Genomic DNA, 12,930 nt, shown 5'->3' on the forward strand with positions numbered 1-12,930 from the left:
CTGTCAGTATCGCACCAACCTTCAACACGAGTTCTTCGCACTGGACGGTATCACGCCATGAATTAATAACGGCAAGAAAAGTATTCCTGCAGCCGACCCGCTCGAGCCTCCGCGGCGTTGCACTTGCCTAACTGCGCCAAAAGCCTCCCGCTAAATAGTGAAACTTTCCCCCACTTGATCCACATCAATTCTCTCCCCCCCTGCCGAGCAACAATAAGTCTCGAAACTGATCGCGGAGGTCTGGGATGAATAGCATCTACCGACAGCTCTGTTTAGACCATAAAAACATGCAGCAAATGCTCAACGCCTTTGAACATCTTCTGCTGGACCTTTTTGGAGATAGTGAGCGAGATCCGAATACCCTCTCGCTCATTTTGGATGCACTGGATTATTTTTCTGTCTATCCAGACAGGTATCATCATCCGGTGGAAGACCTAATTCTGGCCCGGCTTCTCACTAAGCCGGTACATGATCGCAATGCGATCTATGAAGCGCAAATGCAGCACGAACAAATTGCAGCAACCACCAAGCATATGTGTGCACTTTTTTATGCTGTTGCGAATAATGCCATGGTGGAACGAAGAGTTTTACAAGGAGCCAGCCGGGCTTACCTGCAGCTTCAACGCAGCCATATCGACCTGGAAAACTCAATAATATTCCCCCAAATAGAGCAATATCTACAGATGGAAGACTGGAAGCAGATACGCAGGCAAGTAGAAGAAATTAAGGACCCATTATTCAACAAAAGCACCAAAAATATTTATGAGTCTTTACACGAATACCTTACGCAACCAGAACAACCGATAAAAGCCTTCGCATAAAGCGTTAAAATTGTTCGTCAATTCAACAAGGAGGAAAGATGCAAATCAAGCGCCACGGAATCTCTATTGGCATGGAGAGAATGAACAGCGATTTCTTCCTGTACATTAAAGCCATCGGCCAACTTACACACGAAGACTACGAGCACATCACACCCCTGCTCGAATACGCGCTTGCGGGAGTAAAAAAACAGCAAGTACGAATGCTGATAGATCTCAGGGATTTTGAAGGGTGGGGTCTACATGCTATCTGGGATGAACTTAAACTGACCCTCAAACACGGCAATGAATTCTATCGAATAGCCGTGCTAGGCGATGAGGGCTGGCAAGAGCTAGCCACTAAAGTTGGAGGATGGTTTGTCAGTGGCGAAGTGCGCTACTTCGAAAAACAGCATAAGGCCATGGATTGGCTCTCTCAGGCTCTAGAAAAAGAGTCAAAGAAAAGCGGTACCGGCAAGGAATTAGCTTTCTCCACACACTCCTGATAAGTAGTGGATTAAGGGGGCGTTTACGCCCCCCTTTTTTCTTCGTAAAACTCTTTCAGCTCAGTAAGGTCACACACTTTCCCTTCAGAAAGCAACCCTCACAAGCCCTATCACGCATAGCCTCAACTATATCTCGCCTTCATAACCGCAGTGAGTCCCAGCCAATTCACTAAGCCCAAGTAAATCTATTACCTGCACGACCCTGCCATTTACCTTGATAAGGTTCTGCCGCTGAAAGCGTGAAAACAACCGGCTAACCGTTTCTGCTGTCAGCCCCAGGTAATTAGCAATATCTGTACGCGGCATAGAGAGAATAAATTCACTGTGTGAATAACCGCGGCTGGCGTAACGACTGGAAATATTGATCAACAATGCAGCGAGGCGAGTGTCTGCGGAACGCTTTCCCAACAACATTAATATTTCATTTTCCTGGCGTAATTCCTCAGAGAAAATACTGTATATCTGTTGCTGCAGGGCCGGAACCTGCTGAGCCAGGATTTCCAATTGCGCAAATGGCAATCGGCAAACACTACTGTCTTCAAGTGCCTCAGCATAACTCGAATGCACTTGCTTGCTGTAGGCATCGAGTCCGAGCAACTCCCCTGGCAGGGCAAAATGTGTTACCTGCGTATCGCCATCTGCAGCAATAATTACACTTTTAAAACTGCCTGAACGAATGGCATAAAGATTTTGAAATGAGTCCCCTGGGCGGTAGAGAGACTCTCCCGCTTTGATCACTTTCTTTTTTCGAGTGACTTGCTCAAGACGAGCAATATCCTCCAGGGAAAGGCCTGCCGGTAGACACAGACGCCTGACAGAACAATTACTGCAACTTACCGCTACTGATGAGTCAATCATACCCAAGTGGCCGGATAACACTTTTCACGATTGTATCGGCAATAGGGAGAAGCGTCTCTATCGACAAATAAACATCAAAATCCATAGAACATTTTCCCAGAAAAGATCCATTCATTTCCTTAAAAAGCTTTCACTGCCTGGAAAATTAAAATATTTTCTCTGCCATTTTTGCAGGGAATAATTGACCGAAGGGTATTACTTGTTGTGATCCACGAGCCAACAATGCCGTGAACGGGCTACCGCGATCTCCAGGTGCTTTACGGATTCCTTCGCAACATGGTATCTATCACCATCTTCTGCTGTGCCTTACCACTTGGGTCTGCCTCTGTTTTATAAACACAGAACTCATTGGCCCAAGTGGAGGTGCGCACCCGCACCGGCGGCTGATCGCTCTCAATGACCTGCAAAACCACTTGTGCCACCTGTTCTGTGCTCTGGTAAAGGCGGGCTGTTTGTTCTGCTGTGCGCCCCTGGATACTCTGCAGGTATTGCTCAAAGACATCCCGGTAATCCCCCTCAGGCACGCCACCCTCTGCTTGCAACTGGGACAAAATACTGTTGGCAAATTCTGAATAGATACCGCCGGGCTCAACGGCTGTGAATAAAATATTGAAGCTAGGCTGGATATAGCTGGCCATGGCCTCGGTATAGCCCTCCACGGCAAATTTGGCCGCACAGTACAACTCGTTAAAAGGCTGCCCCACCAGCCCTCCCACCGAGGAAATATTAACAACCCGGCCACTACGGGCTTTACGCATATAGGGGAGTACAGCCTTGGTACAGCGCACCACGCCCAGATAGTTCACATCCATCACCCAGTGGATCTCTGCTTCAGAGGCCATCTCTGTGGACTTTACAAAACCGGCACCGGCATTATTAATCAATATATCGATATGCCCCTGCTCTCGGATAATCGTATCCACACAGCGCTGGATACTGTCCATATTTTGCACATCCAGTGGCAAAACCTTGAGTCGGGCACCGCGCTCAGCGGCCTCCTGCAACGGGGTTGCCTTCGCTAAATCCCGCATAGTGGCATAGACACAATATCCCAGTTCAGCCATTTTAATCGCCAAACTCAAACCCAGCCCCGTAGATGTTCCGGTAATCAGCACAACCTTACTCATAGCCTTGCTCCGATGTCTCAATCCCCCTGCGAACAAGTAAACTTCTTAGTTTACCTATGCGCTGACAAGTCTTTCTCTCATACCATCACAATGGGGTTTCTTGTACCTGGGCACTGGCCGGCTTTTCAGCCACCCAGGAGAAACTGTTACCATTGCCGGATTTTATGCCGCTGTTCGATAAAGGTAGCCCCTGGCTCCCGCAACAGCCCCCAAACCCACCCCTAACACAGTTATTACTATGAGTATCGCCGACCTGGATTTTATTAAGGCCCTGCCCAAGGCTGAGCTACACCTGCACATTGAAGGCTCCCTGGAGCCGGAGCTGCTGTTTGAGCTCAGCAGGCGCAACAATATTGGGATTCCCTTCTCCAGTATTGATGAAATCAGAGCCGCCTATAAATTTCATAATTTGCAGTCCTTCCTGGATATTTACTATAAAGGCGCCTCGGTACTTATCCACGAACAGGATTTTTACGACCTGACCATGGCCTATCTGCAGCGCTGTCGCGAAGATAACGTTGTACACACAGAAATTTTCTTTGATCCCCAGACCCATACCGAAAGAGGCATTGATATTGGCGTGGTTATTCGGGGGATTCACCGTGCGCTAAAAGCCGCAGAGTCAGAGTGGGGAATGAGCAGCCAATTGATTCTCTGTTTCCTTCGCCACCTGAGTGAAGAGGACGCCATCGCCACACTGGAGTCCGCCAAACCCCACTTGGAATTTATCAAGGGCGTGGGCTTGGACTCCTCCGAGCTAGGTCACCCACCCAGTAAATTCCAAAAAGTATTTGCTATGGCCAAGGCGTTAGGTTTAGAGCGTGTTGCCCACGCGGGCGAGGAAGGACCGGCAGAATATATAAGGGAAGCCCTGGATTTACTCGAAGTCAGCCGGGTAGATCACGGGGTTCGCTGTGTGGAAGATGAAACTCTGATTGAGCGCCTGAAGGAACAGGAAATTCCCCTCACTGTTTGCCCTCTCTCCAATACCGCGCTCTGTGTGTACGATGATATGAGCCAGCATCCCATTTTAGGCCTGCTGGAGCGTGGATTGTGCGTCACTGTGAACGCCGATGATCCGGCCTATTTCGGCGGCTATGTAAATAGAAATTATCTGGCACTAAGTGAAAGCCTGGGTATGACAAGAGAACAAGCTAAACGCCTGGCCATCAATAGTTTCAAAGCCAGCTATCTTACCGATAGTGAAAAACAGAAGTGGATAGATACTATCGAAGCACTTTAAAGAATCATTGGCCTGGCCCAGAGCATGGCCAGGCCAATGATTTAATCGTCATCATAGCCGCAGTGGGTACCCGCAAGCTCACTCAAACTCACCAAATCCAGTATCTCTACCGCACGGCCACTCACCTTGATCAGTTTTTCTTTTTGGAAGCGCGAAAATAATCGGCTCACGGTTTCGGCCGTCAACCCCAGATAATTGGCAATATCGGTACGTGGCATCGAGAGAACAAATTCGCTGTGGGAATATCCACGACGAGCGTAACGGCTGGAAATATTTATCAGTAATGCTGCCAAACGAGTGTCGGCTGAGCGCTTGCCCAAAAGCATTAAAATATCGTTTTCCTGGCGCAGCTCCTCAGAAAAAATACTGAAAATTTGTTGCTGCAATGCAGATACCTGATGGGCCAGTAATTCCAACTGGGTAAAAGGTAATAGGCAAACACTGCTATCTTCCAGGGCCTCGGCGTAACTGGGATGAACGCGACTGCTGTAGGCATCCAGCCCCAATAATTCACCCGGTAGGGCAAAGTGGGTTACCTGGGTATCGCCATCCGCTGCGATAACGACGGTTTTAAAACTGCCGGAACGGATAGCATACAGGTTTGCAAAAGGATCACCGGATCGATACAGCGTCTCGCCAGCTTTTACAATTTTCTTGCGGCGCGTAACCTGCTCCAATCGATCAATATCTGCCTGGGATAATCCCGCGGGCAGACACAAACGTCTAACGGAGCAGTTGCTGCAGCTAACCGCTACTGAGGAGTCCATCATACGAAACCAGCCGGTAAACTAATTTGCGGCTATTGTACCCGCTGTGCCCTCGATCGTCTCCTGCAGAGAATTAAAGAACTCGGGAATATTGCGCATCCGTTTGCTGGTTGTGTAAATACATATCAAAAGCCGAGGCAACATTGCGTACGAACCAACGCCCCTGTTCGGTGACGACGATCGTTTTTTCATCCTGATAAATAAGACCATCGTCAAACATAGGCTGAAGACGCTGAAGCTCCTCGTGAAAATACTCGTCAAAGGGCACTCCAGCTCGACACTCTGCTTCAGTTTTGTCCAGATGCAGGCGACACATTAGCTCGGTAATCACCCATTGGCGCAGCTTGTCTTCATCATTCATCAGCCACCCGCGACTGGCTGCGTTGCCTCGCTCACCCACCGCCTGGGTATAGTCCTTCAGACGGTGCAAATTTTGCCAAAAGCCATTGCGGCTGTAGCTGATTGCCGATGCCCCTAATCCTACGAGGGCATCCGCGGGCATTAATGTATAGCCCTGGAAATTTCTCTGCAGCATCCCCGCATGTGCGGCCTTGGCTAATTCATCGCCTGGGCGGGCAAAATGGTCCATACCGAGGAATTCATAACCAGCACGGCCCAAATGCGCCACCGCCGCCAACTGCATGGCTACTTTTTCTGTGGAGGAGGGAATCAATTCGGTATCGATAAGGCGTTGGGCCTTAAAACGGTGTGGCAGATGTGCATAGTGATAGAGGGCGATACGATCCGGCTGCAAATCCAGTACTTTATCCAGGGTACTGTGCAAGCTGTTGAGATTTTGTTTGGGCAGGCCGTAAATCAAATCATAGGAAATTGACTCGAACCCTCGTTCGCGCGCCGCAACCGTCAGCTCGGTTACCTGATCAGCGCTACAAATCCGATTAATGGATCTCTGCACATCGATATCAAAATCCTGGACCCCAAGACTGAGGCGATTAAAACCCAGTTCCCGCAGGGTATCCAAAGTCTCCAGCTCGAGAGTGCGCGGATCGGCCTCGATGCTGTACTCCACCCCGTCGCCAGGGTGCAAATTGAAGATTTCACCAAGCCCGTCCATCAGGCGACGCATATCACCATCACTGAGGAAAGTGGGCGTGCCTCCCCCCAGGTGCAACTGGGTGACGGGCACCTGTGCCACTTTGTCCCGATACCAACGCGCTTCCTGCAACAGATTATCCAAGTAGCTGGAGGCGAGGCCATATTGCGAGGTGATTACCTTGTTACAGGCACAGAAATAACAAAGTGAGCGGCAAAAGGGGATGTGAACATACAGAGATAGGCTGTGAATATCTTGCAAGGTATCCCAAGGGCGGATGCTGCCATCCAGGGGTTTGAACCGGTCGGCGGTGGGGTAGGAGGTGTAGCGTGGGCAGGGTCCACTGTAACGGGACAGCAGCTCTTCCGACAAACCACCCATATTGCTCTTTGTCTCTTGCATCATATCTCGACAACCTCAATCAATCGTTTGCGACAGCCCCCCGCACAAACTAAAAGGCAGCTGCCGAGTTCTCACAGAGAAAACCACAGCAACTGCCCCACCCCAAAAACGAGAGTGTCGCTACCTTAGAAGCGGTAGCCAAGACCCGCCATATAGACCAGCGGATCGATATCTACATTGGCAGTCACTTTACCCAAGCCTGGTACCTTGACAGTGGCATCGGTCTCGATATCCATCCAGAACACAGACATGTTGAAGAGCCAGCGCTGGTCGGCGCCAAAGGCAAAGTCGATACCGGCTTCGGCGGCCAGACCGAAAGAATTATCCAGGGACAGCTTGGAATCACCACTGGCACCGAGACTCTTAAGAGTCGCATTACCTGTGCTAGTGATTTCCTCATCGAAGAAAGCGGTGTAGTTCACCCCCAAGCCCACGTAGGGCTGGATTGCAGACTGTGGTTCCATGGGGTACCACTGCAGCAGCAGGGTGGGCGGTAGGTGTTTGGTTTCACCCAGCTCAAAAGTCGGTCCCAGGCCCTCTGCGTTAATCTCGTGGCTAAAGGGCGTAGCGGCTACCAGTTCCACACCCCAGTGGTCGCGGAACATATACACACCGGTCAGGCCCAGTGCCGAGCCATTTTCCACATCCACACCAGTACCATTTTGTGCATCTCCATTTATGGAAAGTGCGCTGGAATTGGTGTCGGGTGCTACTGTGGCCATACCACCGCGCACAATAAAGCTGCCCTCTTCATAGGCCAGTACCGGTGCAGAAAGTACGGCGGTCAAGGCGGCTGTTGCACAAGCAGTTATACGATTCATCAACTTCTCCATATAGCGATTTAGCATTTTCCCGGCTCAGGAAGGCCCCCTCCAGGCACAATCACAAGTCGCAGGCAGGTTAACCGCTGGCCACGAGCCAAAGCTTGATCCAAATCAAGCAGTTGAATTTCGCAGAGTGAAAACCAGCGAACGCCCTGTTGCGCCATGTCTAGCCAAAATTTAAAGGATCCCGAACCGGGCGGCGAAGATAGCGACAGAGTTACAGCGAAGGAACTGGGAGGGCGGCTCTATTTGGTACCTATTGCCAATTTTGCGAACTGGTGCCAACTTTTACCGTTAGATGACAACGCTTTCTCCCCGGCTTCTGCCGATATCAGTCGGGGAGAAAGCAAGAGAAGCTTAGGGGATAAGACCGGCCAACCCTACCAGCTTAAGCCTCCCGCCGGACGGCGAAACATATTTTGGATACTGGAGAAGTCCAACGGCTGATTCTCGGCACTGGCCCCGTGCAATTGATATAAATTTTTCGCCAGCGCGCCCATGGGTGTGGAGGAAGCGCTGGTCGCGGCAGCATCCATGGCAAGCCCCAGGTCTTTCAGCATCAACGCCACGCTGAAGCCACCGGCATACCCATTGGCCGCGGGTACATTTTCCATGGCACCGGGGTAAGGGTTGTAATTAGCCAGGGACCAGTTATTGCCAGAGCTCGCGGTCATGATCTCGCTCAATACCCTGGGGTCTAACCCTTTATCGACGCCGAGCTGCAGCGCCTCGGCGGTGCCTGTCATATGAATCGCCAGCAGCAGATTGTTACAAATTTTTGCCACCTGCCCCGCCCCTGCTGCACCGGCGTGGAAAATCTTAACCCCCATCGCCTGCAGTGGCGCACGCGCGGCATCAATTACCGCCTCCTCACCCCCGCACATAAAGCACAAGCTGCCCGCTTGAGCAGCGGCGGTACCGCCGGAAACCGGCGCATCGATAGCGCGCAGGCCCCGCTCACGCGCAGCCTCAGCCACAAGGCGAGCATCTTCCGCAGAAATAGTGGAGCAATCGATAACCAAAGTATTTGCAGGAAGCCTCTGTAACAGACCCTCCTCACCCAGGTAGAGCCCCTTCACGGCCTCGCCACTGGGCAGCATAGAAATCACAATGCCGGCACCATCAACGGCCTGCACAGAAGAGTCACAGGGTGTGCAGCCATCCCGCCGCGCCTGCTCCAGTGCTGTAGAATTCAGATCGAAAGCCGCTACCCTGTAACCGGCTTTCACCAGATTGGCAGCCATTGGGCCACCCATATTACCCAGACCAAAAAAGGCTATTTTTTCCATAAATGCCACTCCATATTTTGTTGTTGGTATCCCGCGCGTAAAGCGGCCCGGGTCGCTTTATAAATCCGCAAGCGGATGCGCCCCGCTCCATGGCGCCGCAAAGCAGTCCGCCAGCTGTTGTGGAATAATCTCCGTCAAGTACTGAGGTCGCCATTTAGGCGCGCGATCCTTATCGACCAACAGGGCCCGCACCCCCTCTTTAAAGTGGCCACTGGCACACAGGTTCACCGCGAGTACCAACTCCATGCGGAACACATCAGCGAGAGACCGATGGCGCGCGCGGCGCAACTGTTCCCACACCACCCAGGGTGTCAGCGGTGAGCCGCCGGCCAGTGTGGTTGCGGCGCGCTGCAGCCACTTATCCTCACCCTGGTAAGTGCTGATTGCCGCACAGACCTCAGGCAGACTGGCAAAATCCGTGAGTTGCTGGATCTGGTCAAAGTGCTCGCGTAGCACCGACTCGGGCCGCTGCAAAACGGGGAGCTCCTGGAGCTTAAGGCAGTGGCTGATTAATTGATGGTTAACATCGCTATCGAGTGAATATTCCAGTTCAGCCAGCGCGGCCAAAACGGGCTCACGCCGCGCCTGGGCAATAATGCGGTCGGCCATACCGACAAACAGGGCATCCGCACCGTTAAACTGGGCCCCGGTCAATCCCAGGAAAAGGCCCAGGCGACCGGGCATACGATTTAAAAACCAACTGCCACCCACATCGGGAAATAAGCCAATCGTGATTTCCGGCATCGCCATTCGCGTGGTTTCAGTGACGATACGGTGGCTGGCGCCGGCCATAATGCCGATCCCCCCACCCATAACGATACCCCCACCCCAAACCACGATCGGTTTGGTATAAGTATGGATTTTGTAATCCAGGCGATATTCGCGAGAGAAGAAATCACTAGGGTAGCTATAGTCCGGGCTCTCGCCGTAGGCTGCCGACTGCTCGTACAACGCAACCACATCGCCGCCGGCGCAGAGGGCCTTGTCGCCACTGCCATCGATCCACACCGCAGCCACCTCATCATCCCTAGCCCAATCATCCAATTGTGCCGAGAGTCGATCAATCATCTGCAGATTCAACGCATTCAGCGCCTTGGGCAGGTTGAGGGTCGCGATCGCCAATGCGCCGCGCCGGGAGAACAATACCGGGGAGTCCTGATCCATTGCTTTCTATCTTATTGCACTTGTACTAGTTAGCGTCGCAGTTAATCACATATCAGATTCGGCGTCAGCCACACGCGGGTACAGTGGCGACAAGCGCTGGGGTGCGGTTGCACTTTTTACGCAAACTGATAAGTTGCGCGCAAATTCTGACCGATTCCAACACCCATTACGGAAGCTCAAATGGCCGAATACGTATACACCATGAACCGGGTGGGCAAAGTAGTGCCCCCCAAGCGCGAGATCCTCAAGGACATCTCTCTATCCTTCTTCCCCGGCGCCAAAATTGGCGTACTGGGCCTAAATGGCGCCGGTAAATCCACCCTACTGCGTATTATGGCTGGGGTTGATCAGGACTTTAACGGCGAAGCCCGCGCCATGCCCGGTATCAAAGTGGGCTACCTGCCCCAGGAACCCCAGCTCGACGCCAGTAAAACCGTGCGTGGCAATGTGGAAGACGGTGTGCGCGAAGCCATCGACGCCCTCGCAGGCCTGGAGCAGGTCTACGCGGATTACGCCGAGCCCGACGCCGACTTCGATGCCCTGGCGAAAAAACAACAGCAATTCGAAGACATCATCCAGGCCTGGGATGCCCACAATCTGGAGCACCGCCTGGAAGTCGCGGCAGATGCCCTGCGCCTGCCCCCCTGGGACGCCGACGTTAACAATCTATCTGGTGGTGAAAAGCGCCGTGTGGCCCTGTGCCGGCTGCTGCTCTCCCGCCCCGATATGCTACTGCTGGACGAACCCACCAACCACCTGGATGCCGAATCCGTATTCTGGCTGGAGCGCTTCCTGCACGACTTCACCGGCACCGTAGTAGCCATCACCCACGACCGCTACTTCCTCGACAACGTCGCCGGTTGGATTCTGGAACTGGACCGCGGCCACGGTATTCCCTGGGAAGGTAACTACACCACCTGGCTGGAACAGAAAGAGAAGCGTCTAGAGCAGGAACAGCGCGGCGAGCAGGCCCGCGCCAAAGCCATGCAAAAAGAACTGGAATGGGCCCGACAGAATCCCAAGGGTCGCCAATCCAAGAGCAAGGCTCGTCTCGCTCGCCTCGAGGAAATGCAATCCCAGGACTTCCAGTCCCGCAACGAAACCAACGAAATCTATATTCCGCCCGGTGAGCGCCTCGGCGACAATGTGATTGAATTTAAAGGGGTGAGCAAAGGCTTCGGCGAACGTCTGTTGATCGACGATCTCACCTTTCGCGTACCCAAAGGTGCGATTGTGGGCATTGTCGGCGGTAACGGCGCCGGTAAATCCACCCTGTTCCGCATGATTACCGGCACTGAACAGCCCGACTCCGGCGAAATCAATATTGGTGAGTCCGTCAAGGTCGCTTATGTGGAGCAGGGCCGCGAGAACCTGGATGATAGCAAGACCGTATGGGAAGCGATCTCCGACGGCCACGATATGCTAAAGATCAACAACTACGAAGTGGGCTCACGCAACTTTGTTGGCCGCTTTAATTTCAAGGGTGGGGATCAGCAGAAGCGCGTAGGTGAACTTTCCGGCGGTGAGCGCGGACGCCTGCACCTGGCCTACACCCTCAAGCAGGGCGCCAACGTACTGCTACTCGACGAACCTTCCAACGACCTGGATATCGAAACCCTACGCGCCCTGGAAGAGGCCCTGCTCAACTTCCCCGGCTGCGCCCTGGTAATCTCACACGATCGCTGGTTCCTGGACCGCGTAGCTACCCATATCCTCGCCTATGAGGGTGAGAGTGAAGCGGTTTTCTTCGAAGGCAACTACACCGAGTACCACGAAGACTTTGTACAGCGCAAAGGGGAAGACGCCGCACCACATCGGATGCATTACAAAAAGCTGAAGACCTAAAAATAAAAAGCCCGCGTAAGCGGGCTTTTTATTAAAATACAGAAGCTTTATCTTCAACAATATTAGGTTAGCAAACTATTATGAATTACAAACCTATTAAAGCGACGCAGATGAAGGATACACATTCAGTGCCATTTAAGACCTAAGGGTTCCCTTCATATCAAGATATTTAGCCTCAAGCATTTACAGTCAAAATATTAATTTTCTGGCAGTGCAATAACTGCATCAGGGCCAGCCATAATATCAGTTTCAGTATGCATGTCGCATCTCCTTATAAAAGTTAAACACCGTCCAAAACAAACCATAGTTAGGGACAAGGCGTAGCTTAACGCGAATTTAGCCTCGCACACCATAATTAAACGAAAATTATGGGTGAGCAATCACAAATAAACTGTTCAAATTTTTTCGCACACACTGGAACACCTGTCTCAAGTTCTCGAAATCCAATGCTGCAAAACTCTCATCCATCACCATTGATTTTGCAGAATTTTCCAGGCTACAAATAAGTGGCTCATTTCCCTGTGAGACAAACGCCAACCTATTTCCCCATCTGTCTGCAGCTTACCTGCGGGCATTTTTTATAATGGCGCCAGCCCTAGCTCATCATAAATACTGTAAGCCCGAATACGCTTTCCTGATTTCGTAGCCATTAATCGCCCTTTGATTCGGTTAATAGGTTAAATAAGAAGGAATCACCAAGTACATGATTTTCATGAAATTGGGGGAGACTGAGGCGACTAACCCGCACCAATGTTTCACGCCGATACTGGCTCGATCGTACCCATTAATGAGTAGAAGCCCATTATCCGGTTTTTGAACACCAGTAATTACATTCACCAAAGTAGATTTACCAGAAACGGAAGCACCTTGAAGAAGCAGGCGGCCTCCCGGATAAATACTCAGGTTACAATCCTCTAGTGCCGCCTTATCTTTACTGGGACAACAAAAGTACAAGTCACGGATATAGCACAAGAGCTGCCTAGATTCCCATAACAACCGACACACTTGGCAATAGCGAGAGAGGTCAGCTGGCTGTAGGCTAGTAAGCTTCCAC

12 protein-coding genes are annotated in these 12,930 nt (G+C 51.7%); 4 read left to right on the forward strand and 8 right to left on the reverse strand.

Going from position 1 to position 12,930, the window contains the following annotated elements; all coding sequences use genetic code 11:
• The first annotated feature begins 245 nt into the window (after positions 1-245).
• Both Q1A69_RS01150 and Q1A69_RS01155 read left to right on the forward strand, forming a co-directional pair.
• Positions 246-821: a hemerythrin domain-containing protein gene (locus tag Q1A69_RS01150; protein ID WP_299579811.1), complete on the forward strand. Its 576-nt coding sequence runs from the start codon at positions 246-248 to the stop codon at positions 819-821.
• Between the two features lie 38 nt (positions 822-859).
• Positions 860-1,303 (forward strand): STAS/SEC14 domain-containing protein, encoded by a 444-nt coding sequence (locus Q1A69_RS01155; RefSeq protein WP_299579816.1) that lies wholly within the window; start codon positions 860-862, stop codon positions 1,301-1,303.
• Positions 1,304-1,429: 126 nt separating this feature from the next.
• On the opposite strand, the gene fnr (Q1A69_RS01160) is transcribed toward Q1A69_RS01155, so the two are convergent.
• The gene (fnr, locus tag Q1A69_RS01160; protein WP_299579819.1) at positions 1,430-2,161 is read right to left on the reverse strand and encodes a fumarate/nitrate reduction transcriptional regulator Fnr; all 732 of its coding nucleotides are present in this window, start codon (positions 2,159-2,161) and stop codon (positions 1,430-1,432) included.
• Positions 2,162-2,418: 257 nt separating this feature from the next.
• On the reverse strand, positions 2,419-3,288 hold the full coding sequence (locus tag Q1A69_RS01165) for an SDR family oxidoreductase (RefSeq protein WP_299579822.1): 870 nt from the start codon (positions 3,286-3,288) through the stop codon (positions 2,419-2,421).
• Positions 3,289-3,526: 238 nt separating this feature from the next.
• Here Q1A69_RS01165 and Q1A69_RS01170 point away from each other — a divergent pair, with 238 nt between their 5' ends.
• Positions 3,527-4,531 (forward strand): adenosine deaminase, encoded by a 1,005-nt coding sequence (locus tag Q1A69_RS01170; protein ID WP_299579825.1) that lies wholly within the window; start codon positions 3,527-3,529, stop codon positions 4,529-4,531.
• A 41-nt stretch (positions 4,532-4,572) separates the two neighbouring features.
• Here the strand turns inward: Q1A69_RS01170 and fnr (Q1A69_RS01175) are convergent, their stop codons facing one another.
• From fnr (Q1A69_RS01175) to Q1A69_RS01195, 5 genes are all read right to left on the reverse strand, one after another.
• On the reverse strand, positions 4,573-5,301 hold the full coding sequence (gene fnr / locus Q1A69_RS01175; RefSeq protein WP_299579828.1) for a fumarate/nitrate reduction transcriptional regulator Fnr: 729 nt from the start codon (positions 5,299-5,301) through the stop codon (positions 4,573-4,575).
• Positions 5,302-5,371: 70 nt separating this feature from the next.
• Positions 5,372-6,757, reverse strand: a complete 1,386-nt coding sequence (hemN, locus tag Q1A69_RS01180) for an oxygen-independent coproporphyrinogen III oxidase (protein WP_299579831.1) — start codon at positions 6,755-6,757, stop codon at positions 5,372-5,374.
• A gap of 122 nt (positions 6,758-6,879) precedes the next feature.
• On the reverse strand, positions 6,880-7,575 hold the full coding sequence (locus Q1A69_RS01185; RefSeq protein WP_299579834.1) for an OmpW family outer membrane protein: 696 nt from the start codon (positions 7,573-7,575) through the stop codon (positions 6,880-6,882).
• 383 nt (positions 7,576-7,958) lie between these two features.
• The gene (gene mmsB, locus Q1A69_RS01190; RefSeq protein ID WP_299579837.1) at positions 7,959-8,867 is read right to left on the reverse strand and encodes a 3-hydroxyisobutyrate dehydrogenase; all 909 of its coding nucleotides are present in this window, start codon (positions 8,865-8,867) and stop codon (positions 7,959-7,961) included.
• A gap of 57 nt (positions 8,868-8,924) precedes the next feature.
• Positions 8,925-10,031 (reverse strand): enoyl-CoA hydratase/isomerase family protein, encoded by a 1,107-nt coding sequence (locus tag Q1A69_RS01195; protein ID WP_299579840.1) that lies wholly within the window; start codon positions 10,029-10,031, stop codon positions 8,925-8,927.
• A 180-nt stretch (positions 10,032-10,211) separates the two neighbouring features.
• Here Q1A69_RS01195 and ettA point away from each other — a divergent pair, with 180 nt between their 5' ends.
• A complete protein-coding gene (ettA, locus tag Q1A69_RS01200; protein WP_299579843.1) occupies positions 10,212-11,876 on the forward strand; it encodes an energy-dependent translational throttle protein EttA in 1,665 nt (554 codons plus the stop codon).
• Positions 11,877-12,545: 669 nt separating this feature from the next.
• On the opposite strand, the gene Q1A69_RS01205 is transcribed toward ettA, so the two are convergent.
• A partial coding sequence (locus Q1A69_RS01205; RefSeq protein WP_299579846.1) for an ATP-binding cassette domain-containing protein occupies positions 12,546-12,930 on the reverse strand: 385 nt, incomplete at its 5' end.

The sequence above is a fragment of the uncultured Microbulbifer sp. genome (genome assembly GCF_947498635.1).
Lineage (GTDB): Bacteria > Pseudomonadota > Gammaproteobacteria > Pseudomonadales > Cellvibrionaceae > Microbulbifer > Microbulbifer echini.

Coding starts and splice junctions, on each gene's coding strand:
- Q1A69_RS01195 (WP_299579840.1), bottom strand. CDS start 10,031: ATGGATCAGGACTCCCCGGTATTGTTCTCCCGGCGCGGCGCATTGGCG.
- fnr (WP_299579828.1), bottom strand. CDS start 5,301: ATGATGGACTCCTCAGTAGCGGTTAGCTGCAGCAACTGCTCCGTTAGA.
- hemN (WP_299579831.1), bottom strand. CDS start 6,757: ATGATGCAAGAGACAAAGAGCAATATGGGTGGTTTGTCGGAAGAGCTG.
- ettA (WP_299579843.1), top strand. CDS start 10,212: ATGGCCGAATACGTATACACCATGAACCGGGTGGGCAAAGTAGTGCCC.
- mmsB (WP_299579837.1), bottom strand. CDS start 8,867: ATGGAAAAAATAGCCTTTTTTGGTCTGGGTAATATGGGTGGCCCAATG.
- Q1A69_RS01150 (WP_299579811.1), top strand. CDS start 246: ATGAATAGCATCTACCGACAGCTCTGTTTAGACCATAAAAACATGCAG.
- Q1A69_RS01165 (WP_299579822.1), bottom strand. CDS start 3,288: ATGAGTAAGGTTGTGCTGATTACCGGAACATCTACGGGGCTGGGTTTG.
- fnr (WP_299579819.1), bottom strand. CDS start 2,161: ATGATTGACTCATCAGTAGCGGTAAGTTGCAGTAATTGTTCTGTCAGG.
- Q1A69_RS01185 (WP_299579834.1), bottom strand. CDS start 7,575: ATGAATCGTATAACTGCTTGTGCAACAGCCGCCTTGACCGCCGTACTT.
- Q1A69_RS01170 (WP_299579825.1), top strand. CDS start 3,527: ATGAGTATCGCCGACCTGGATTTTATTAAGGCCCTGCCCAAGGCTGAG.
- Q1A69_RS01155 (WP_299579816.1), top strand. CDS start 860: ATGCAAATCAAGCGCCACGGAATCTCTATTGGCATGGAGAGAATGAAC.